Origin of the sequence: Streptococcus oralis (assembly GCF_901543815.1) — a bacterium.
GTDB classification, from domain to species: domain Bacteria; phylum Bacillota; class Bacilli; order Lactobacillales; family Streptococcaceae; genus Streptococcus; species Streptococcus oralis_CM.
This window is the reverse complement of record NZ_CABEIU010000002.1, coordinates 1,060,042-1,081,224: the sequence shown is the minus strand read 5'-3', so window position 1 is coordinate 1,081,224 and position 21,183 is coordinate 1,060,042. Positions and strand designations below refer to the sequence as shown.

At 39.3% G+C, this 21,183-nt stretch carries 20 protein-coding genes; 16 read left to right on the top strand and 4 right to left on the bottom strand.

Annotation, left to right across the window (positions count from 1 at the left end; all coding sequences use genetic code 11):
- Positions 1–10: 10 nt before the first annotated feature.
- From FQT28_RS05520 to lacG, 13 genes are all read left to right on the top strand, one after another.
- Positions 11–700 carry a sugar phosphate nucleotidyltransferase gene (locus FQT28_RS05520; protein WP_143989647.1) on the top strand — a complete coding sequence of 230 codons (690 nt, stop codon included), beginning with the start codon at positions 11–13 and terminating at the stop codon, positions 698–700.
- Positions 701–920: 220 nt separating this feature from the next.
- Positions 921–1,397: a PTS sugar transporter subunit IIA gene (locus FQT28_RS05515; protein ID WP_185952358.1), complete on the top strand. Its 477-nt coding sequence runs from the start codon at positions 921–923 to the stop codon at positions 1,395–1,397.
- Between the two features lie 37 nt (positions 1,398–1,434).
- Positions 1,435–1,740, top strand: a complete 306-nt coding sequence (locus tag FQT28_RS05510; protein WP_000590563.1) for a PTS sugar transporter subunit IIB — start codon at positions 1,435–1,437, stop codon at positions 1,738–1,740.
- A gap of 44 nt (positions 1,741–1,784) precedes the next feature.
- Positions 1,785–3,260: a PTS galactitol transporter subunit IIC gene (locus FQT28_RS05505; RefSeq protein ID WP_000382509.1), complete on the top strand. Its 1,476-nt coding sequence runs from the start codon at positions 1,785–1,787 to the stop codon at positions 3,258–3,260.
- 107 nt (positions 3,261–3,367) lie between these two features.
- Positions 3,368–4,264, top strand: a complete 897-nt coding sequence (locus FQT28_RS05500) for an aldose 1-epimerase family protein (protein WP_143989645.1) — start codon at positions 3,368–3,370, stop codon at positions 4,262–4,264.
- Between the two features lie 287 nt (positions 4,265–4,551).
- Positions 4,552–4,977: a galactose-6-phosphate isomerase subunit LacA gene (gene lacA / locus FQT28_RS05495; RefSeq protein WP_000029277.1), complete on the top strand. Its 426-nt coding sequence runs from the start codon at positions 4,552–4,554 to the stop codon at positions 4,975–4,977.
- A 30-nt stretch (positions 4,978–5,007) separates the two neighbouring features.
- Positions 5,008–5,523, top strand: a complete 516-nt coding sequence (lacB, locus tag FQT28_RS05490) for a galactose-6-phosphate isomerase subunit LacB (protein WP_143989644.1) — start codon at positions 5,008–5,010, stop codon at positions 5,521–5,523.
- A gap of 10 nt (positions 5,524–5,533) precedes the next feature.
- Entirely contained in the window at positions 5,534–6,463 is a 930-nt protein-coding gene (locus FQT28_RS05485) for a tagatose-6-phosphate kinase (protein WP_143989643.1), read from the top strand.
- A 1-nt stretch (position 6,464) separates the two neighbouring features.
- A complete protein-coding gene (lacD, locus tag FQT28_RS05480) occupies positions 6,465–7,445 on the top strand; it encodes a tagatose-bisphosphate aldolase (RefSeq protein ID WP_143989642.1) in 981 nt (326 codons plus the stop codon).
- Between the two features lie 235 nt (positions 7,446–7,680).
- Positions 7,681–8,517, top strand: coding sequence for a PRD domain-containing protein (locus FQT28_RS05475; protein WP_143989641.1), 837 nt, complete (start codon positions 7,681–7,683; stop codon positions 8,515–8,517).
- A gap of 35 nt (positions 8,518–8,552) precedes the next feature.
- On the top strand, positions 8,553–8,870 hold the full coding sequence (locus tag FQT28_RS05470; protein ID WP_001078319.1) for a PTS lactose/cellobiose transporter subunit IIA: 318 nt from the start codon (positions 8,553–8,555) through the stop codon (positions 8,868–8,870).
- Positions 8,870–10,564 carry a lactose-specific PTS transporter subunit EIIC gene (locus FQT28_RS05465; protein ID WP_143989640.1) on the top strand — a complete coding sequence of 565 codons (1,695 nt, stop codon included), beginning with the start codon at positions 8,870–8,872 and terminating at the stop codon, positions 10,562–10,564. The genes FQT28_RS05470 and FQT28_RS05465 overlap by 1 nt, the downstream gene beginning before the upstream one ends.
- An 84-nt stretch (positions 10,565–10,648) precedes the next feature.
- Positions 10,649–12,055 carry a 6-phospho-beta-galactosidase gene (gene lacG, locus FQT28_RS05460; RefSeq protein ID WP_143989639.1) on the top strand — a complete coding sequence of 469 codons (1,407 nt, stop codon included), beginning with the start codon at positions 10,649–10,651 and terminating at the stop codon, positions 12,053–12,055.
- A gap of 39 nt (positions 12,056–12,094) precedes the next feature.
- Here lacG and FQT28_RS05455 read toward each other — a convergent pair whose 3' ends face one another.
- The 4 genes from FQT28_RS05455 to nrdH all read right to left on the bottom strand — a co-directional run bounded on the left by FQT28_RS05455 (position 12,095) and on the right by nrdH (position 16,619).
- Positions 12,095–12,862: a DeoR/GlpR family DNA-binding transcription regulator gene (locus FQT28_RS05455; protein WP_143989638.1), complete on the bottom strand. Its 768-nt coding sequence runs from the start codon at positions 12,860–12,862 to the stop codon at positions 12,095–12,097.
- Between the two features lie 141 nt (positions 12,863–13,003).
- Entirely contained in the window at positions 13,004–13,966 is a 963-nt protein-coding gene (gene nrdF, locus FQT28_RS05450; RefSeq protein WP_084921901.1) for a class 1b ribonucleoside-diphosphate reductase subunit beta, read from the bottom strand.
- Positions 13,967–14,160: 194 nt separating this feature from the next.
- Positions 14,161–16,320, bottom strand: coding sequence for a class 1b ribonucleoside-diphosphate reductase subunit alpha (gene nrdE / locus FQT28_RS05445; RefSeq protein WP_143989637.1), 2,160 nt, complete (start codon positions 16,318–16,320; stop codon positions 14,161–14,163).
- 80 nt (positions 16,321–16,400) lie between these two features.
- The gene (nrdH, locus tag FQT28_RS05440) at positions 16,401–16,619 is read right to left on the bottom strand and encodes a glutaredoxin-like protein NrdH (protein WP_000259240.1); all 219 of its coding nucleotides are present in this window, start codon (positions 16,617–16,619) and stop codon (positions 16,401–16,403) included.
- Positions 16,620–17,272: 653 nt separating this feature from the next.
- Here nrdH and FQT28_RS05435 point away from each other — a divergent pair.
- The 3 genes from FQT28_RS05435 to ptsP all read left to right on the top strand — a co-directional run bounded on the left by FQT28_RS05435 (position 17,273) and on the right by ptsP (position 20,960).
- Positions 17,273–18,493: an alpha/beta hydrolase family protein gene (locus tag FQT28_RS05435; protein WP_125425492.1), complete on the top strand. Its 1,221-nt coding sequence runs from the start codon at positions 17,273–17,275 to the stop codon at positions 18,491–18,493.
- A 464-nt stretch (positions 18,494–18,957) separates the two neighbouring features.
- Positions 18,958–19,221 carry a phosphocarrier protein HPr gene (locus FQT28_RS05430; protein WP_000146948.1) on the top strand — a complete coding sequence of 88 codons (264 nt, stop codon included), beginning with the start codon at positions 18,958–18,960 and terminating at the stop codon, positions 19,219–19,221.
- Positions 19,222–19,226: 5 nt separating this feature from the next.
- Positions 19,227–20,960, top strand: coding sequence for a phosphoenolpyruvate--protein phosphotransferase (gene ptsP, locus FQT28_RS05425; RefSeq protein WP_025168929.1), 1,734 nt, complete (start codon positions 19,227–19,229; stop codon positions 20,958–20,960).
- Positions 20,961–21,183: the final 223 nt, after the last annotated feature.

Here is a 21,183-nt window from a genome sequence, read left to right as displayed (position 1 = left end):
GGAGAATAGCGTGAAAGCAATTATCTTGGCAGCGGGGTTGGGAACTCGTCTGCGTCCTATGACTGAAAATACCCCCAAAGCCTTGGTTAAGGTCAACCAAAAACCCTTGGTAGAATACCAAATTGAGTTTTTGAAAGAGAGAGGAATTGATGAGATTATCATCGTTGTCGGCTACCTCAAAGAACAATTTGACTACCTAAAAGAAAAATATGGTGTCCGTTTAGTTTTTAACGACAAGTATGCTGATTACAATAACTTTTACTCACTTTACCTCGTAAAAGAAGACTTGGCAAATAGCTATGTCATTGACGCAGATAACTATCTTTTTAAAAATATGTTTAGAAACGATCTTAAACGTTCAACCTATTTTAGCGTTTATCGTGAAGACTGTGAGAATGAATGGTTCTTGGTTTATGGTGGCGACTATAAAGTTCAAGACATCATCGTTGATAGCAAGGCCGGTCGTATTTTGAGTGGGGTTTCATTCTGGGATGCTCCAACTGCTGAAAAGATTGTTGGTTTTATTGACAAAGCATACGCAAGCGGCGAATTTGTTGACCTCTATTGGGATAACATGGTTAAAGACAATATCAAGGAATTAGATGTGTATGTCGAAGAATTAGAAGGCAACAGCATCTATGAAATCGATAGTGTTAAGGACTATCAAAAGCTAGAAGAAATTTTATCTTCCATTAACTAAATAACATTAGGAATTAGTAACAGAAAGACCCATTTTGGTCTTTTTTTGTTTGAAATGCACGAAAATAGAATTTAAAAAGATTGTTTGATAATGATTATAATTAATCAACAAAACAGAATCAACAAAAAAGAAACAAAATAAAACAAAAAACTATTGACAACGGTTTCATATGGTGTTATACTTATAACATAAAAAGTTAATTGAAAGAAGGAAAACTGTTATGGGATTAGATCATTTCTTTGACAAAAATCTCGTGTTTTGCTTAGAAGCGGATAATCAAGAACATCTCTTTAATCAGGTGGCAACTCTCTTGGAAGAACGAGAAATCGTGACTCCAACTTATCGTGAAGCCTTGATCACGCGTGAAAAGTCATTTCCGACTGGCTTAGATATGGAATTTCTGGGAAAGGACTTGCCAAACGTAGCGATTCCTCATACAGATATTGTTCATAATCTGGCTGAGAAAGTGGTGGTTGTTCGATTAGAAAAACCAGTAACTTTTCACAATATGATTGCTCCTGATAAGGAAGTGGAAGTATCTCTACTCTTCTTTATCATTAACAATTCAAGTTCGAGTCAAACCAACATTCTTGCTCAGTTGATGGACTTCTTTACAGGGAATGGTCATCTAGAAGATTTATCAAATATTTCTGAACCAGAAGCCTTGTATGCCTATATCTCTGAAGCAACAGCTTAAATCGTACATTATAAAAAATAAATCGGAGGAAATCCAAATGATTAAAATTCTTGCTGCCTGCGGTGCAGGTGTTAACTCAAGTCACCAAATTAAAAGTGCTCTTGAAGAAGAGCTTTCAAATCGCGGTTACGATGTTCACTGTGATGCAGTTATGGTAAAAGATGTGAATGAAGACCTTATGAAAGGCTACGATATCTTTACACCAATCGCTGCAACAGATCTTGGCTTTGAACCAGGTATTCCAGTTATCGAAGCTGGACCAATCTTGTTCCGTATTCCAGCAATGAGCGCTCCAGTATTTGACAATATTGAGGCAGCTATCAAAGAACACGGACTAAGTTAATTATTATTTTGTAAGATTCCATAAAAATAAAGGGAGGAACTATTATGGATGTCATTATCGAACTAGCCAATAAGATTTTCAAGCCAGTCTTGGAAATGGGTGGTCCTATCATCATGCTGATCATCTTGACAGTATTGGCCTTACTATTTGGAGTGAAATTCTCCAAAGCGCTTGAAGGTGGTATCAAACTTGCCATCGCCCTTACTGGTATCGGTGCTATCATCGGTATGCTCAACGGAGCTTTCTCAGCATCACTTGCGAAATTCGTTGAAAACACTGGTATCCAATTGAATATCACTGACGTTGGTTGGGCACCACTTGCAACCATCACTTGGGGATCTGCTTGGACACTTTACTTCCTGCTTGTAATGTTGATTGTCAACGTTGTGATGCTTGCAATGAAGAAAACGGACACACTTGACGTCGATATCTTTGATATCTGGCACTTGTCAATCACTGGTCTTTTGATCAAATGGTATGCAGACAACAATGGTGTTAGCCAAGGAGTTTCACTTTTCATCGCAACTGCAGCAGTTGTCCTTGTAGGTGTTTTGAAAATCATCAACTCTGACTTGATGAAACCAACATTCGACGACCTTCTTAATGCACCAAGTTCATCACCAATGACTTCAACTCACATGAACTACATGATGAACCCAGTTATCATGGTTTTGGATAAGATCTTTGATAAAGTATTGCCAGGTCTTGATAAATACGACTTTGACGCTGCAAAATTGAACAAGAAAATTGGTTTCTGGGGATCTAAATTCTTCATCGGTTTCATTCTTGGTATCGTTATTGGTTTGATGGGTACTCCACACCCAGTTGCAGGTGTAGAAGGAGCTGATAAATGGGAACTTGTTATTAAAGGTTGGTTGAGCCTTGGTTTGACTGCCGGTGTCTGCTTGGAGCTCTTCTCTCTTATCGGATCATGGTTCATCGCAGCCGTGGAACCACTTTCACAAGGTATTACAAACGTTGCTACTAAACGTCTTCAAGGACGTAAATTCAACATCGGTCTTGACTGGCCTTTCATCGCTGGTCGTGCTGAAATCTGGGCTTGTGCCAACGTACTTGCTCCAATCATGCTAGTAGAAGCAGTGCTTCTTTCAAACGTCGGAAATGGTATCTTGCCACTTGCAGGTATCATCGCTATGGGTGTGACTCCAGCTCTCTTGGTTGTTACACGTGGTAAATTGCTCCGTATGATCATCTTCGGAACACTCTTGTTGCCACTCTTCCTTCTTTCAGGTACTCTTATCGCTCCATTTGCAACTGAACTTGCGAAAGGTGTAGGTGCTTTCCCAGAAGGTGTGAGCCAAACTCAATTGATCACTCACTCAACTCTTGAAGGACCAATCGAAAAACTATTTGGTTGGGCAATTGGTAATGCTACAACAGGTGATATCAAAGCAATCCTTGGTGCAGCAGCCTTCCTTGTATTCTATGTAGGTATCTTTGCTTGGTATAGAAAACAAATGATCAAACGTAACGAAGAATACGCAGCAAATGCTAAATAATTCGCTCCTATAAAATGTAAATTGTGAAAACTAGGTTGTCAATTTCCGACATTGGGAGTGGCAACCTAGTTTTTTATATAAAGATCTAAAAATAGTTGGAGAACATTATGGTAATTGAAATCAAATCAGACCAGTTAACGGTCCAGTTTAAAACCTTAGGTGGCGCCTTGTCGTCGATCAAGGATCGAGAAGGCATTGAGTATCTGTGGCAAGGAGATGCCACTTACTGGAGTGGACAGGCGCCAGTACTTTTTCCAATCTGTGGTTCTTTGAGAGAAGACACAGCCTTCTATAGCCACGAAAATGGAACAGAAACAAAAGGAAACATTCCTCGTCATGGTTTGGTCCGTAAAAAAGAATTTGACTTAGTTGATCAAACAGAAAACAGCGTAACCTTTGCTATCGAAGATGATGAGAATACTTATCAAAACTATCCTTATCATTTCCGTCTTGAAATCACTTATCTAGTGACCAGCAAGACTGTTCGTACTCAATACAAAGTCTTTAATAAAGAAACTAGCAAAGTCATGCCATACTTTATCGGAGGCCATCCAGGGTTTAATTGCCCTCTTCTAGATGGCGAAACTTATGAAGACTACTATTTAGAGTTTGAGAAGGAAGAGACTTGCTCTGTTCCACGTCCTTTCCCAGAAACGGGAATGTTAGACTTCCAAGATAGAAGTCCATGGCTAGATGGGCAAAAAGAATTAGACCTTAGCTATGATTTGTTTAGCACAGATGCAGTGACTTTGGATGAGTTGCAATCCAGAACAATTGCCCTTCGTTCTCGTAAGCATGAGAAGGGATTAAAAGTACACTTCCAAGAGTTCTCAAATCTTATTATCTGGTCAACTTTGAATCAGGGCCCTTTCATCGCTTTTGAACCCTGGTCAGGCTTATCAACTTCACTTGAAGAAGGAAATCATTTAGAAGATAAGAAGAATGTTCGTCTCTTAGAACCAGGTCAAGTTGATCAGGTTGGTTTTGATATTGAAATATTTTAGATAAAAAAACCACAAAAACAAACATTTACTGTTGACTTTTTCTATAAATAGGAGTATATTATGTTTGTAAACAACAAATGATGTTTGTAACAAACAAATAATCACTAGTTATATTCTCTATCGCAGAGAAAGTTTCTTTCTAGGAAATTGATTTCCTGGACTTGGATAAGATGTTATTCATCTCATTCAATTTAATTTGTCAATAAACTGCTAGAAAGTCTTTTGTAGGTAAACTGCTAGCTATAAAAGTCTTTACTAGCCTAGAAAAATAAAAAGGAGTAAACAATATGTCTATTGTTATCGGTGCAGATGCTGCAGGTTTGAGATTGAAAGAAGTTGTGAAAGACTTCTTGGAAAAAGAAAACTTCCACGTTGTGGATGTTACAGCTGAAGGTCAAGACTTTGTTGATGTGACTCTTGCTGTTGCTGCAGAAGTAAACAAAGAAGAACAAAACCTTGGTATCGTGATTGATGCTTATGGTGCTGGTCCATTCATGGTCGCAACTAAAATCAAAGGAATGGTTGCTGCAGAAGTTTCAGATGAACGTTCAGCCTATATGACTCGTGGACACAACAACTCACGTATGATCACTATGGGTGCACAACTTGTTGGTGATGAATTGGCTAAAAATATTGCTAAAGGTTTTGTTAACGGTAAATACGACGGTGGTCGTCACCAAATTCGGGTCGATATGTTGAACAAAATGTGCTAATTAGATTACAGTAAGAAAGGTAAATTAAAAATGAGAATTGCAATTGGATGTGACCACATCGTAACAGATGAAAAAATGGCGGTTTCAGAATTTTTGAAATCAAAAGGATATGAAGTCATTGATTTTGGTACCTATGACCACACACGTACTCACTACCCAATCTTTGGTAAAAAAGTTGGTGAAGCTGTAACTAGCGGTCAAGTTGATCTTGGGGTATGTATCTGTGGTACTGGTGTTGGTATCAACAACGCTGTAAATAAAGTTCCAGGTGTACGCTCTGCCTTGGTTCGTGATATGACAACAGCACTCTATGCTAAAGAAGAACTCAATGCCAACGTTATCGGTTTCGGTGGTAAGATTACTGGTGAATTGCTCATGTGTGATATCATTGAAGCTTTCGTCAAAGCTGAATACAAACCATCAGAAGAAAATAAAAAATTGATTGCGAAAATTGAGCACGTTGAGACTCACAATGCTCATCAAGCAGATGCAAACTTCTTTACAGAATTCCTTGAAAAATGGGATCGCGGTGAATACCACGACTAAGAGGGGACCTATGATTTTAACAGTCACAATGAATCCATCCATTGATATTTCCTATCCCTTGGATGAGTTAAAGATTGATACTGTCAATCGTGTGGTGGATGTAACTAAAACAGCTGGTGGGAAAGGTCTCAATGTTACGCGAGTTCTTTCAGAATTTGGAGATTCTGTTGTTGCTACTGGTCTGGTCGGTGGTAAACTTGGTGAGTTTTTAGTAGAAAACATCGACGATAAAGTAACGAAAGGTTTCTTCTCCATTCAAGGAGAAACTCGTAACTGTATCGCTATTCTACACGGTGATAACCAAACAGAAATCCTTGAAAAAGGCCCAGAAGTTCTGGAACAAGAAGGGCAAGATTTCTTGGCTCATTTTGAGAATCTTCTTGACACTGTAGAAGTAGTAGCCATTTCAGGTAGTCTTCCAGCTGGCCTTCCAGTTGACTACTATGCAAGCTTAGTAGAACTTGCTAATCGCGCAGGAAAACCAGTTGTTCTGGATTGCTCAGGTGCTGCCCTTCAGGCGGTTCTTGAATCACCACATAAACCAACAGTTATTAAACCAAATAACGAAGAATTGTCTCAGCTTCTTGGGAAAGAAGTTTCTGAGGATTTGGATGAATTAAAAGAAGTTCTTCAAGAGCCTTTATTTGCAGGGATTGAGTGGATAATTGTTTCACTTGGTGCAAATGGTGCTTTTGCCAAACATGGTGATACTTTCTACAAGGTAGATATTCCTAGAATTCAGGTAGTCAACCCTGTCGGATCTGGAGATTCTACTGTTGCAGGTATTTCATCAGGTCTTCTTCATAAGGAATCGGATGCAGAACTCCTCATCAAGGCAAATGTCCTTGGTATGCTTAACGCTCAAGAAAAGATGACAGGTCATGTCAATATGGCCAACTATCAAGCTTTATATGATCAATTAATAGTAAAAGAGGTATAAAATGGCTTTAACAGAACAAAAACGTGCACGCTTAGAAAAACTTTCAGATGAAAATGGCATTATCTCAGCTCTTGCCTTTGACCAACGTGGTGCTTTGAAACGCCTCATGGCTCAATACCAAACAGAAGAGCCAACAGTGGCTCAAATGGAAGAACTCAAGGTCTTGGTAGCAGATGAATTGACAAAATACGCATCCTCTATGCTTCTTGACCCTGAGTATGGGCTTCCAGCTACAAAAGCGCTTGATCCAAATGCTGGCCTTCTCCTTGCTTATGAAAAAACAGGTTATGACACAACTAGCACCAAACGCTTGCCTGACTGCTTGGATGTTTGGTCTGCCAAACGCATCAAGGAACAAGGCGCAGATGCTGTTAAGTTCTTGCTTTACTACGATGTAGACAGCTCTGACGAACTCAACCAACAAAAACAAGCCTACATCGAACGCATTGGTTCTGAGTGTGTGGCAGAGGACATTCCATTCTTCCTTGAAATCTTGGCTTACGATGAAAAGATTGCTGACGCAGGTTCTGCAGAATACGCTAAAGTGAAACCACACAAGGTTATCGGTGCTATGAAAGTCTTCTCAGACCCACGCTTCAACATCGACGTCTTGAAAGTGGAAGTTCCAGTCAACGTCAAATACGTTGAAGGCTTTGGTGATGGTGAAATCGTGCATACACGTGAAGAAGCAGCAGCCTTCTTCAAAGCGCAAGATGAAGCGACTAACCTTCCTTACATCTACTTGAGTGCAGGTGTATCAGCGAAACTCTTCCAAGAAACCCTTGTCTTTGCCCACGAATCAGGCGCAAACTTCAATGGTGTTCTTTGTGGCCGTGCTACATGGGCTGGATCAGTTGAAGCCTACATCAAAGACGGTGAAGCAGCAGCTCGTGAATGGCTACGTACAACTGGATTTGAGAACATTGACGAACTCAACAAAGTTCTTCAAACAACAGCGACTTCATGGAAAGAACGCGTGTAAAATCTTCCTCCTAGTTTAGGAACATGAATCTAAAAAAATTTTTAAAAAAAGTTACATGTAAAGGTTTACAAAATAACTTACTTGTGCTATACTTAAATCACAAGTTAATACAAGGTGAGTGTTACTAAGTAATATTAGGCATGATCACAGGTGGATTAGAAATCAAAGGATTTTCTAGTTCATTTGTGGTCATTTTTTGTACTCATATACCTTTAAGATATAAAAGGAGGTTGACATGTATCGAATTCTAAATCCAATGAATCACAATGTTTCACTTGTCAGAAATGATAAAGGAGAAGAGGTGATTGTAATTGGTAAAGGGATTACATTTGGAAAGAAGAAGGGGGATTTGATTGCTGAAAATCAGGTTGAGAAAATCTTTCGGATGAAGACCGAAGAGTCCAGAGAAAACTTTATGGCTCTTCTCAAAGATGTTCCGCTTGATTTTATCACAGTGACCTACGAGATCATTGATAAGCTTTCTAAGAAATATCATTATCCGATTCAAGAGTATCTCTATGTGACTTTGACAGATCATATATATTGTTCTTATCAAGCTCTAACACAAGGAAGGTACAAGGATAGCAATCTGCCAGATATTTCTGCCAAGTATCCTGTAGCTTTTCAAATCGCAAAGGAAGCCTTTGAAATCTACCGTCAGAAGTTGACAGATCATTTCCCTGAGGATGAAATTATTCGGATCGCTTATCATTTCATCAATGCCGAAGGGGAGAATGAAGTGGAACTTGTGGAGTCGATTGATAAGAGGAAAGAAATTCTCAGGAATGTTGAAGAAGTGCTGAAGAGTTACTCTATTCAACGAACTAAAGAGAATAACCATTTCTATGATCGCTTTATGATTCATCTCAACTATTTTTTGGATTATTTAGACCGTTCCAGAGATGATAATCAATCTCTTCTGGATATGGAAGATCATATTAAACAATCCTATCCAAAAGCGTTCGAGATTGGTTCCAAGATCTATGATGTGATTACGCAACATACGGGTCTTGATTTGTATAAAAGTGAACGAGTTTATCTAGTTCTACATATCCAACGTTTATTGTCATAAAAATTTAATTAAAAATACATAAGGAGAATTCTATCATGAATAGAGAAGAAGTAACATTGTTAGGTTTTGAAATCGTAGCCTATGCTGGCGATGCTCGTTCAAAACTATTGGAAGCCTTGAAGGCTGCTGAAGCTGGCGATTTTGCGAAAGCAGATAGCTTAGTCGAGGAAGCTGGTGGCTGTATCGCCGAGGCTCATCACGCGCAAACAAGTCTATTGACTAAGGAAGCAGCTGGTGAAGATTTGGCCTATAGTGTAACCATGATGCATGGCCAGGATCACTTGATGACAACTATCTTGTTAAAAGATTTGATGCACCATTTAATCGAACTCTATAAGAGAGGAGTTAAGTAATGAATAAATTAATTGCATTTATTGAGAAAGGAAAACCTTTCTTTGAGAAATTATCTCGTAATATCTATCTTCGTGCTATTCGTGATGGTTTCATTGCTGGTATGCCTGTCATTCTCTTCTCAAGTATCTTTATCTTGATTGCCTTTGTACCAAACTCATGGGGCTTTAAATGGTCTGATGATGTTGTTAATCTCCTCATGAAACCTTATAGCTATTCAATGGGGATTCTAGCTCTCTTGGTAGCTGGTACAACAGCTAAGTCATTGACCGACTCAGTAAACCGTAGCATGGAGAAAACCAATCAAATCAACTATATGTCAACGCTGTTGGCAGCGATTGTCGGTTTGTTGATGTTGGCAGCTGATCCTATCGAAAATGGCCTAGCTACTGGATTCTTGGGGACAAAAGGGTTGCTTTCAGCCTTCCTTGCTGCCTTTGTTACAGTAGCAATCTATAAGGTTTGTGTTAAGAACAACGTTACCATCCGTATGCCTGACGAAGTTCCACCCAATATCTCACAAGTCTTTAAAGATGTGATTCCATTCACTCTATCTGTTGTTTCTCTATATGTTCTTGATTTACTAGCTCGTCATTTTGTTGGAGCCAGTGTAGCAGAATCAATCGGTAAATTCTTTGCACCATTATTCTCAGCAGCTGATGGCTATCTAGGTATTACCATTATCTTTGGTGCTTTTGCCTTCTTCTGGTTTGTTGGTATCCACGGTCCTTCAATCGTCGAACCTGCTATCGCAGCTATTACCTATGCAAATGCCGAAGTTAACTTGAACCTTCTCCAACAAGGTATGCACGCTGACAAGATTCTTACTTCTGGTACACAAATGTTTATCGTTACCATGGGTGGTACTGGTGCGACACTGGTTGTTCCATTCATGTTCATGTGGTTAACAAAATCAAAACGTAACCGTGCAATCGGACGTGCGTCTGTTGTTCCAACATTCTTTGGAGTAAACGAACCAATCCTGTTTGGTGCGCCACTTGTCTTGAACCCAATTTTCTTTATTCCATTTATCTTTGCGCCAATTGCCAACGTATGGATCTTTAAATTCTTCATTGAAACGCTTGGCATGAACTCATTTACTGCCAACCTTCCTTGGACAACACCAGGTCCGCTCGGTATTGTTCTCGGTACAAACTTCCAATTCTTGTCATTTGTACTTGCTGCTTTGTTAATCCTTGTTGACGTAGCCATTTACTATCCATTCCTCAAGGTTTATGATGAACAAATCCTTGAAGAAGAACGTTCTGGTAAAACCAATGATGAATTGAAAGAAAAAGTAGCTGCAAATTTCAATACTGCCAAAGCAGATGCGATTCTTGAAAAAGCAGGTGTAGAAGCAGCGCAAAACACAATTACTGAGGAAACAAATGTTCTCGTTCTCTGTGCAGGAGGAGGTACAAGTGGTCTCCTTGCAAATGCTCTAAACAAGGCAGCTGCAGAGTACAAAGTTCCTGTTAAAGCAGCAGCTGGTGGCTATGGTGCTCACCGTGAAATGTTGCCTGAGTTTGATCTGGTTATCCTTGCTCCTCAAGTTGCTTCAAACTTTGAAGACATGAAGGCCGAAACCGACAAACTTGGTATCAAACTTGCTAAGACAGAAGGTGGCCAATACATTAAATTGACTCGCGACGGAAAAGGCGCTCTTGCCTTTGTTCAAGCGCAGTTCGAAGAATAAAATGTAAATAGCGAAGAAGTGAGATGGAGGAACTCCTCCCAACTATATCTCCATCTCATTTCTATTTCTTGAAAGGTGAATCAAATGACAAAAACACTTCCGAAAGACTTTATTTTTGGCGGAGCAACAGCCGCCTATCAAGCAGAAGGTGCTACACATACCGATGGAAAAGGACCAGTTGCCTGGGACAAATACCTCAAAGATAACTACTGGTATACTGCTGAACCAGCCAGTGATTTCTATCACAAATACCCAGTTGACCTCAAACTTGCAGAAGAGTATGGTGTCAATGGTATCCGTATTTCAATCGCTTGGTCACGTATCTTTCCAACTGGTTATGGGAAGGTTAATGACAAGGGGGTTGAGTTCTATCATAATTTATTTGCAGAGTGCCACAAACGGCATGTTGAGCCCTTCGTGACTCTCCATCACTTTGATACACCCGAGGCGCTTCATTCAAACGGAGATTTCCTGAATAGAGAAAACATTGATCACTTTGTGGATTATGCAGCCTTCTGTTTTGAAGAATTTCCTGAAGTTAACTTTTGGACAACCTTTAATGAAATTGGGCCGATAGGAGATGGTCAGTATTTGGTTGGGAAATTCCCTCCAGGTATTCAGTACGACCTTGCCAAAGTCTTCCAATCTCATCACAATATGATGGTGTCGCATGCGCGTGCAGTAAAACTTTTCAAGGATAAGGGATATAAGGGTGAAATTGGTGTGGTTCATGCACTGCCTACTAAGTATCCTCTGGATCCAGATAATCCAGCAGATGTTCGTGCAGCCGAGTTAGAAGATATCATTCACAATAAATTTATTTTGGATGCGACTTATCTAGGACGATATTCCGAAGAAACGATGGAAGGTGTCAACCATATCTTAGCAGTCAATGGTGGAAGTTTAGATCTGCGTGAAGAAGACTTCGCTGTGCTAGAAGCTGCAAAAGACCTGAATGACTTCCTTGGAATTAACTACTACATGAGTGATTGGATGCAAGCCTTTGATGGCGAAACAGAAATCATTCATAACGGTAAGGGTGAAAAAGGAAGCTCTAAGTATCAGATTAAGGGAGTTGGACGTCGAGTGGCGCCTGACTATGTCCCACGTACGGACTGGGATTGGATTATCTATCCTCAAGGTTTGTATGATCAAATCATGCGCGTGAAGCAGGATTATCCGAACTACAAGAAAATCTACATCACAGAGAATGGTCTTGGATACAAAGATGAGTTTGTGGATGGGACAGTCTACGATGATGGAAGGATTGATTATGTTAAGAAACATATGGAAGTGATTGCAGATGCAATCTCCGGCGGGGCCAATGTCAAAGGCTACTTTATCTGGTCGCTGATGGATGTCTTTTCTTGGTCAAATGGTTACGAAAAGCGTTACGGCCTCTTCTATGTTGATTTTGAAACCCAGGAGCGCTATCCAAAGAAATCAGCTCACTGGTACAAGAAACTAACTGAGACACAACTTATTGAATAAAATTTAACAAAAATTCCCCGCCAAAAGGCAGGGGAATTTTTATGGTTTTGATAAAAGAATGGTTGTTTGTTTCGACAGATTTTCAAATGTCTCCTGACTCAGTTTGGAATCTGAAACGATGGTATCAATCTCTGAGATATTATAGAAAGTGTAAAAATCAAACTTATTAAATTTGCTGTGGTCTGCCAGTAAGTATTTTTTATTGGCATTGTTCAAGGCGATTCGCTGTACCTCGCCCTCTTCTTCACTGAAAGTAGCAATTGCCTTATCCTTGATACCATTACAGCTAACAAAAGCCTTAGAGAACTGAAGATTGGTCAAATCCTGTAAGGTAAGTGTCCCTACAAAAGCACCAGTGATAGCGCGATAATTTCCACCAATCAAGATCAAATCTGTTAGTTTTCGTTCGTTTAGGATGAGAAAAACAGGAAGACTGTTTGTTACAACACGAATATTATCGATAGGAAGTTCACGAGCAAAGCACTCCAAGGTCGTTCCCGGTCCGATGAAAATAGTTTCACCTTCGTCAATCAAATGACCCGCAAAACGGCTAATTTCTTGTTTTTCAGCAATCTGCAAGCCTTGTTTTTCGACGTTTGAGCGTTCGTTGTTTAAGAGAGAACCTGTACGAAGTTTTTCAGCACCACCGTGCACACGAACCAACAAATCCTTGTCTGCTAGTTCTTGTAAATAGCGACGGGCTGTCATATCTGACACATCAAGACTCTCCATAATCTCTTTTACAGTAATGGTGCCTTTTGTGTTTACTGCTTCTAGAATACTATCTAGTTTCTCTTGCTTTAGCATCCTTATCACCTCAATTTCTACTATTATTATCTTACCATAAAACGCTCAATATATCAAATAGAAAAAAACAAAATAAAACAAAAAAACAAAAATATCATGGTTGTTTTAAACAAACCATGATATTTTGAATGATTGGCCAAATTAGTCTAAACCGTAGTTGTAATCCTCGTCTTGCATGGCTTCAACTTCACCAAGGAGGTAACCATTTCCGACTTGAGAGAAGAAGTCGTGGTTAGAAGTCCCTGTTGAAATACCGTTCATGACGATTGGGTTGACATCGTCCGCTGAATCTGGGAAGAGTGGATCTTGTCCAAGATTCATCAGAGCCTTATTGGCATTGTAACGAAGGAAGGTTTTAACTTCCTCAGTCCAGCCAACACCGTCATAGAGGCTTTCTGTATAGCCCTCTTCGTTCTCGTAGAGGGTGTAGAGCAGGTCGTACATCCATTCTTTGAGCTTTTCTTGCTCTTCTTCAGGCAATTCATTGAAACCAAGTTGGAATTTGTAACCAATATAAGTTCCGTGAACAGACTCATCACGGATGATCAGTTTGATGATTTCCGCAACGTTTGCCAGCTTGTTGTTACCGAGATAGTAAAGCGGTGTAAAGAAACCAGAGTAGAAGAGGAAGGTTTCCAAGAAAACACTGGCAACTTTCTTTTCAAGTGGGCTACCATTGAGGTAGATTTCATTGATAATTTCCGCTTTTCTTTGTAGGAAGGGGTTAGTGTTGGTCCATTCAAAGATTTCTTCGATTTCAGCCTTGGTGTTCAAGGTCGAAAAGATAGAAGAGTAAGATTTTGCGTGGACAGATTCCATAAACTGGATGTTGTTGAAAACAGCTTCCTCATGTGGTGTACGGATGTCTGCGCGAAGTGCTTGAACTCCTGTTTCAGATTGCATAGTATCCAAAAGGGTCAAACCACCAAAGACTTTTCCAACCAAGTCTTTTTCTTTGTTTGATAGTTTTCTCCAGTCGTCTAGGTCATTTGACAAGGGGATACGCGTATCGAGCCAGAATTGCTCTGTCAGCTTTTCCCAAGTTGATTTGTCGATGACATCTTCGATGGCATTCCAGTTAATGGCTTTGTAGTAAGTTTCCATTTGAAATCTCTTTCTGTATGTAATAATGCGATTGTCAAATCATCTCTATTTTATCATAGTCTGAGAAGAGTATCGCACAAAAAGTCGGAAGCCCGACTTTTTAGTTTTTCATAGTATTTAAGATACTTATCAAGTTTTTTCTGGCGGGTAACTTAATCAGTAGTCTGAGAAAATGTGGTTGCCTCAGATAAAAATTAAATCACACAGCTTTCACATTGGTTAGCACCGACTTCTCCACCGTCGTCTGTAAAGGTACGGACGTAGTAGATAGACTTGATACCCTTGTTAAAGGCATAGTTACGAAGGATAGACAAGTCACGTGTCGTTTGTTTGTTTTCTTTCTTCCATTCGTAAAGCCCTTTTGGAATGTCGCTACGCATGAAGAGAGTAAGTGAAAGCCCTTGGTCCACGTGCTCAGTTGCGGCAGCGTAAACATCAATCACCTTACGCATATCCATGTCATAAGCAGAAGTGTAGTAAGGGATAGTATCTGTTGACAAGCCAGCAGCAGGATAGTAGATCTTACCAATTTTCTTCTCTTGACGTTCTTCGATACGTTGCGTAATCGGGTGGATAGAAGCAGAGACGTCGTTGATGTAACTGATAGAACCATTTGGTGCTACAGCTAGACGGTTTTGATGGTAAAGTCCATCTGCTTGAACCTTTTCTCGAAGTTCAGCCCAGTCAGCAGCGCTTGGAATAAAGACATCTTTAAAGAGTTCTTTAACACGGTCTGATTTTGGAACAAATTCGCCTGTCACATACTTGTCAAAGTAGCTACCATTAGCATAGTCTGATTTTTCAAAGTTGTGGAAGGTTACACCACGCTCGCGCGCGATATTGTTTGATTCTACCAAGGTCCAGTAGTTCATAAGCATAAAGTAGATGCTTGTAAATTCAATTGACTCAGGTGATCCGTATTCGATGAGTTGTTGGGCAAGGTAGCTGTGAAGTCCCATGGCACCAAGACCAAAGGTGTGAGCCAAGCTATTTCCGTGGTCGATAGTAGGGACGGCTACGATGTGTGAACTATCTGTAACGAAAGTAAGGGCACGAACCATAGCGCGAATAGAACGACCAAAGTCAGGTGAAGTCATCATGTTGACCACGTTGGTTGATCCAAGGTTACATGAAACGTCTGTTCCCATTTGAAGGAATTCTTGAGCATCGTTGATCAAACTTGGTTCTTGAACTTGAAGAATCTCAGAACACAAGTTACTCATGATAATCTTTCCATCAACAGGATTCGCACGGTTAGCCGTATCGATGTTGACTACATAAGGGTAACCAGATTCTTGTTGCAATTTAGAGATTTCAGTTTCCAAATCACGCGCCTTGATTTTTGTCTTGCGGATATTTGGATTTGCGACTAATTCATCGTATTTTTCAGTGATGTCGATGTAGTTGAACGGCACACCATATTCAAGCTCTACAGAGTATGGGCTAAAGAGATACATTTCTTCATTTTTTCGAGCCAATTCGTAGAATTTATCGGGTACTACAACACCGAGTGAAAGAGTCTTAACCCGAACTTTTTCATCGGCATTTTCTTTCTTGGTTGAAAGGAAAGCGATGATATCTGGGTGAAAAACGTTGAGGTAGACAACCCCAGCACCTTGACGCTGACCCAATTGGTTAGAGTAAGAGAAGCTGTCTTCGAAGAGCTTCATAACTGGTACGACACCAGAAGCAGCGCCTTCATAGCCTTTGATAGGAGCTCCAGCTTCACGAAGGTTGCTGAGGGAAATTCCCACACCACCACCGATACGAGAAAGTTGAAGGGCAGAGTTGATGGAACGTCCGATAGAGTTCATATCATCCGTCACTTGGATCAAGAAGCAAGATACCAACTCTCCACGACGCGCACGACCAGCATTCAAGAAGGAAGGAGTAGCAGGTTGGTAGCGTTGGTGGATGATTTCATTGGCAATATCAGTCGCAATCGCTTCATTACCGTCTGCGAAATAAAGTGCGTTAAAGAAGACACGGTCTTCCATGCTTTCAAGATAGTATTCCCCATCGTTAGTCTTCAAGGCGTACTGATTGTAAAACTTGTAGGCAGCCATGAATGATTTGAATTGGAAGTTTTGATCCTTGATAAATTGATGCAATTCTTCCCAAAACTCTGGACGGTATTTCTTGATAAATGCAGTTTCGATGTAGTTGTGTTCAATAAGGTAGTTGATTTTATCAGTGATTGAATCAAAAACCATGGTATTTGGAACTACATTTTCTTTAAAGAAAGCATCCAAGGCTTCCTTATCTTTATGAAGCATGATTTGTCCATTGACAGGACGGTTGATTTCGTTATTGAGACGGAAGTAAGTTACGTCCTCAAGATGTTTTAATCCCATAAAATTTCCTTTATCTAATTACAAAAGAAAGGCCTCTAAGTTAGCCCTAGAAGCAGTTTCTTCTGGATGATGTACTAAGATTATGCTAATTGTTTCAGTTTTCCTGGTTGGAAACCTGAAAAGACTTCAGTTGGTGTTTGGATAACAGGAGCAGCGCTGAAACCGAGCTCTTTAACTTGATCGATGTACTCTGGTTGCTCGTCGAGATTGATCTCACGATAAGCGACATTGTTGCTGTCCAAGAAACGTTTGGTCATTTTACATTGTACACAATTATTTTTAGAATAAACCGTTACCATTTTCGTAACTCCTCTTTCAAAATAGATTACTTTCTTAGTATATCAGAAAAAAAAACTTTGTCAAACTTTTTAAACTAAATCTTGTGCTAAAAAGTTACAGTTTTAAAAACAAAGCACAAGATATAGTGTTTTTTAAAACATAAATTTTGACTTCCGTTGAACTGTCAAACTTTCTCAAAATAAAAAAACTACATACTGTATATTGGCAATATAAATAGAAGGTTTTCAGCAAGTTATCAGAAAGGAAAACGAAGAAAATAGCAAAAATCGTAAGAACAGAAATAAGTCTAGCTGAGACAATGCTTTAACAAAACAGAAACTGTGATATTTACGAAAAAAAGAAATTTTCCACACAAGATGTCCCAATATTTTGTATTAGAATATCTAAAATATAACAAAAGTGGAAATGACAGATTATGCTGTATTCATAAAAATGGATCATTGGTTAATTTCATATAGGATACTTATGAGTTTCGTATCCTTTTATAAGGAGTATATAAATACAATGTTTGAAAACGTTCATTTCATGTGATATACTACCTGTGATTGTAAGATTAAAAAATGGATATCTAGATGCTTTTATTTGATAGAGAATGTTATCAGATTATAATTAGATTAAATAAATAAAAGAACACAGAATCAGGAGGTACGTGGTGAAAGAAAATGATGTTATTTTAAAACGGCAATCGACTCAAATATTTTTTAAGAATGGTGATACGGATTTTTTCTTTAATTGGTTGCTAGGAATCGGTGAAGTTTTTGGCTTCTCTCATGGAGAGCTGTATTATCTTGCTCAAAAGTTAGGTAATTCACCAAAACCTGATGACTGGAAAAATGAGTTTTTATCACATGTGAACTATCTTGAACAAAAGGTTAGTAATTTAGGTTTGAGTGAACAAACAAAGGCGCAGTATTATCTCGCACAGACCTACTCACTTCGATCGGCAATCCAGTTTACTGATCCATTTTCTGCCGAATACTTACCTATCGTTTGTCAAATGGAGAAGGCGTTCTCTAGTGCAATTCATTCACTAGGTACACCGATTGAAAAACTAACTATTGCTTATCAGGATTCCTACTTGCCTGGTTATTATCTTCATAGCGGTGATAATTGCCCAACGCTGATTATGATCGGTGGAGGTGATACTTATCGCGAAGATTTATTTTATTTTGCAGGATATCCTGGATGGATACGAAATTATAATGTTTTAATGGTTGACCTTCCTGGTCAAGGGAGCAATCCTAGTAGAGGGCTAATCTTTGGTGTGGATGCCTCTATTCCAATTTCATTATGCATAGACTGGTTGGAAAATAGAAATCCTAAACTAAATTATTTAGCCATTTATGGTGTCAGCGGAGGGGGATATTTTACCGCACAAGCTGTCGAAAAGGATCCAAGAATTCATGCTTGGATTGCTAGTACCCCTATTTACGACGTTGCAGAGCTCTTCAGAAAAGAATTCGGATCAAGTTTGAAAGCACCTAGTTGGTTAATAAATGCCATTTTAAAATTAGCTGGAAATTTGAATGAATCAGCAAATTTGAATCTTAAAAAGTATGCATGGCAGTTTGGTACCTCTGATTTTAAGAGTGCTATTGATGATGTATTTAACTATGCAAAGATTGTAGATTATAAAAAAATTCAATGCCCATGCCTGTTTATCATGGGAAAGGGTGAGGGTGCTGAACTGCAGCATCAAACTAAGGTAATTTATGAATCACTTAAATCTAAAAATCAACAAACTAAACTTCAAGTATTTGAGGCGGAAAGTGGTGCGGACGCTCATTGCCAAGTCAATAATTTAAGACTCGCCCATAATGTCGTTTTTGATTGGTTGGATACTTTATTTGAATGGAATCAATCAAAGTTTTAGTTCTACTTATACTACTTAGATATATCTACATTTTTACTGTTAGGTGCTACAAGCCTATTTTACTTTAAGTAGCAAATTGAATAAATTCTCTACTGTTGATGGTAAGAGTAGGTTTTAGAATTTCAGTATTTGATGAAGCCTTTTCAAATAATAGGTTGGCTGAGTTATATTAATTATAACTAAATAGTATTATTTTTTCATTATTTACTAGGATTGTCTTCTGATTGATATTAAGAGAAAATAGCTTTGAAAATTGAATTTTGATGATAACATTTTTGAACAATTAGTGTTTAGATATGCTATTTAATTGCTAGAGTGCTCATTATAATAGAAAAAGAAGTAATTTCATTTTCAGTAAAAGTCCATAAAATACTTGAAAAATTATCTTGAAGATGATATAATACAATCTTGTAAGGGTTATCACATATAACTCAAAAAGAAAACACTTAAAGGAGAGTCAAACTATGGCTTCTAAAGATTTCCACGTAGTGGCAGAAACAGGTATTCACGCACGTCCAGCAACATTGTTGGTTCAAACAGCTAGCAAATTTGCTTCAGATATCACTCTTGAGTACAAAGGTAAATCAGTAAACCTTAAATCTATCATGGGTGTTATGAGTCTTGGTGTTGGCCAAGGTGCTGACGTTACAATTTCAGCTGAAGGTGCAGATGCTGACGACGCAATCGCTGCTATCACTGAAACTATGGAAAAAGAAGGATTGGCATAAGGAAAATGACAGAAATGCTTAAAGGAATCGCAGCATCTGATGGTGTTGCAGTTGCAAAAGCATATCTACTCGTTCAACCGGATTTGTCATTTGAGACTGTTACAGTCGAAGATACAAACGCAGAAGAAGCTCGCCTTGATGTCGCTCTAAAAGCATCACAAGACGAGCTTTCTGTTATCCGTGAGAAAGCAGTAGGTACGCTCGGTGAAGAAGCAGCTCAAGTTTTTGACGCTCACTTAATGGTTCTTGCTGACCCAGAAATGATTAGCCAAATCAAGGAAACAATCCGTGCGAAGAAAGTGAATGCAGAAGCAGGTCTGAAAGAAGTAACAGACATGTTTATCACTATCTTTGAGGGCATGGAAGACAACCCATACATGCAAGAACGTGCAGCGGATATCCGCGACGTGACAAAACGTGTATTGGCAAACCTCCTTGGTAAAAAATTGCCAAACCCAGCTTCTATCAATGAAGAAGTGATCGTGATTGCGCACGACTTGACTCCTTCTGATACAGCTCAATTGGACAAAAACTTTGTTAAAGCTTTTGTAACCAACATCGGTGGACGTACAAGCCACTCAGCTATCATGGCACGTACACTTGAAATTGCTGCTGTATTGGGTACAAACAACATCACTGAAATCGTTAAAGATGGTGACATTCTTGCCGTTAACGGTATCACTGGTGAGGTTATTATCAACCCAACTGATGAGCAAGCAGCAGAATTCAAGGCTGCTGGTGAAGCTTATGCGAAGCAAAAAGCTGAATGGGCACTCTTGAAAGATGCACAAACAGTGACTGCTGATGGTAAACACTTTGAATTGGCTGCCAACATCGGTACTCCAAAAGACGTTGAAGGTGTCAATGACAATGGCGCTGAAGCTGTTGGCCTTTACCGTACAGAGTTCTTGTACATGGATTCTCAAGACTTCCCAACAGAAGATGAGCAGTACGAAGCTTACAAGGCTGTACTTGAAGGAATGAACGGTAAACCTGTTGTCGTTCGTACAATGGATATCGGTGGAGATAAGGAACTTCCTTACTTCGATATGCCTCACGAGATGAACCCATTCCTTGGATTCCGTGCCCTTCGTATCTCTATTTCTGAAACTGGAGATGCTATGTTCCGTACACAAATCCGCGCCCTTCTTCGTGCGTCTGTTCACGGTCAATTGCGTATCATGTTCCCAATGGTTGCGCTCTTGAAAGAATTCCGTGCAGCGAAAGCAGTCTTTGACGAAGAAAAAGCAAACCTTCTTGCTGAAGGTGTTGCAGTTGCGGATAATATCCAAGTTGGTATCATGATCGAAATCCCAGCAGCAGCAATGCTTGCAGACCAATTTGCTAAAGAAGTTGACTTCTTCTCAATTGGTACAAACGACTTGATCCAATACACAATGGCAGCAGACCGTATGAACGAACAAGTTTCATACCTTTACCAACCATACAACCCATCAATCTTACGTTTGATTAACAATGTTATCAAAGCAGCTCACGCTGAAGGTAAATGGGCTGGTATGTGTGGTGAGATGGCTGGTGACCAACAGGCTGTTCCACTTCTTGTCGGAATGGGCTTGGATGAGTTCTCTATGTCAGCAACATCTGTACTTCGTACACGCAGCTTGATGAAGAAACTCGACACAGCTAAGATGGAAGAGTACGCAAACCGTGCTCTTACAGAATGCTCAACAATGGAAGAAGTTCTTGAACTTCAAAAAGAATACGTTAATTTTGATTAATCGAAAAATCCTTGCGACTCAGTTGCAGGGACTTTTTTAAAGAATCTTCAAGCTAATTTTTCTTATATAAAGCCCAATCTTGAGAAACTTGTGCTCAGAACAAAAAATACTTAACTGGTTCATAAAATTCTTGACAAGTTGCAAATTTAGGAGTAAACTATTAACCAGTTAAGCAATAGAGAGGAGTTTCTGCAATTCAGAAATGAATTGTAACTAAAAATAT

What these genes read in the sequence shown, in the direction of transcription:
- lacB (WP_143989644.1), top strand. Translation starts at nt 5,008, where the DNA reads ATGAGAATTGCAATTGGATGTGACCACATCGTAACAGATGAAAAAATG.
- lacA (WP_000029277.1), top strand. Translation starts at nt 4,552, where the DNA reads ATGTCTATTGTTATCGGTGCAGATGCTGCAGGTTTGAGATTGAAAGAA.
- FQT28_RS05515 (WP_185952358.1), top strand. Translation starts at nt 921, where the DNA reads ATGGGATTAGATCATTTCTTTGACAAAAATCTCGTGTTTTGCTTAGAA.
- FQT28_RS05475 (WP_143989641.1), top strand. Translation starts at nt 7,681, where the DNA reads ATGTATCGAATTCTAAATCCAATGAATCACAATGTTTCACTTGTCAGA.
- FQT28_RS05470 (WP_001078319.1), top strand. Translation starts at nt 8,553, where the DNA reads ATGAATAGAGAAGAAGTAACATTGTTAGGTTTTGAAATCGTAGCCTAT.
- nrdH (WP_000259240.1), bottom strand. Translation starts at nt 16,619, where the DNA reads ATGGTAACGGTTTATTCTAAAAATAATTGTGTACAATGTAAAATGACC.
- lacD (WP_143989642.1), top strand. Translation starts at nt 6,465, where the DNA reads ATGGCTTTAACAGAACAAAAACGTGCACGCTTAGAAAAACTTTCAGAT.
- FQT28_RS05455 (WP_143989638.1), bottom strand. Translation starts at nt 12,862, where the DNA reads ATGCTAAAGCAAGAGAAACTAGATAGTATTCTAGAAGCAGTAAACACA.
- FQT28_RS05465 (WP_143989640.1), top strand. Translation starts at nt 8,870, where the DNA reads ATGAATAAATTAATTGCATTTATTGAGAAAGGAAAACCTTTCTTTGAG.
- FQT28_RS05430 (WP_000146948.1), top strand. Translation starts at nt 18,958, where the DNA reads ATGGCTTCTAAAGATTTCCACGTAGTGGCAGAAACAGGTATTCACGCA.
- FQT28_RS05500 (WP_143989645.1), top strand. Translation starts at nt 3,368, where the DNA reads ATGGTAATTGAAATCAAATCAGACCAGTTAACGGTCCAGTTTAAAACC.
- nrdE (WP_143989637.1), bottom strand. Translation starts at nt 16,320, where the DNA reads ATGGGATTAAAACATCTTGAGGACGTAACTTACTTCCGTCTCAATAAC.
- lacG (WP_143989639.1), top strand. Translation starts at nt 10,649, where the DNA reads ATGACAAAAACACTTCCGAAAGACTTTATTTTTGGCGGAGCAACAGCC.
- FQT28_RS05510 (WP_000590563.1), top strand. Translation starts at nt 1,435, where the DNA reads ATGATTAAAATTCTTGCTGCCTGCGGTGCAGGTGTTAACTCAAGTCAC.
- FQT28_RS05485 (WP_143989643.1), top strand. Translation starts at nt 5,534, where the DNA reads ATGATTTTAACAGTCACAATGAATCCATCCATTGATATTTCCTATCCC.
- nrdF (WP_084921901.1), bottom strand. Translation starts at nt 13,966, where the DNA reads ATGGAAACTTACTACAAAGCCATTAACTGGAATGCCATCGAAGATGTC.
- ptsP (WP_025168929.1), top strand. Translation starts at nt 19,227, where the DNA reads ATGACAGAAATGCTTAAAGGAATCGCAGCATCTGATGGTGTTGCAGTT.
- FQT28_RS05505 (WP_000382509.1), top strand. Translation starts at nt 1,785, where the DNA reads ATGGATGTCATTATCGAACTAGCCAATAAGATTTTCAAGCCAGTCTTG.